Source organism: Photorhabdus viridis (assembly GCF_040256935.1).
Classification (GTDB): domain Bacteria; phylum Pseudomonadota; class Gammaproteobacteria; order Enterobacterales; family Enterobacteriaceae; genus Photorhabdus; species Photorhabdus viridis.
Genome location: NZ_JBEJZY010000328.1, coordinates 1 through 338 on the forward strand (window position 1 = coordinate 1; position 338 = coordinate 338).

A 338-nucleotide genomic window follows, 5' to 3' on the forward strand; every position below is an offset into this window, starting at 1 on the left:
GTGATCACCGCTTCTTCAACAATGTATTTCGACGGTAAACAGGCCGCTTTGGTAGGGGATCTCATTCATTGTCCGCTAGAGGGGCACGGTATTAATCCCATTATTGAGGGGATAATACCGTTCAGGAAAATGGTCGTGCTGTAGTGGTGCATTATTGTCGCTGCCAGTGTGGGTGTCGAGTATTGAGTTCAATGCCTCATAACCAAGTTGAGTCATCGTTATGAGCTGGCCTATTCCTGAGATCCCTCGTCTTCGTGTCATCTTATCGCAGACTGAGGGGCAGATATTTCCTCATTAATGAGGATTAATGACGGGTTTGCTGACCATTATCACCGGAA

General features: G+C 46.7%; 1 pseudogene. It reads left to right on the forward strand.

Annotated elements, in window-relative coordinates:
* Positions 1-224: pseudogene (locus ABR397_RS23585) on the forward strand (PAAR domain-containing protein); the annotation flags it as partial.
* Positions 225-338: the final 114 nt, after the last annotated feature.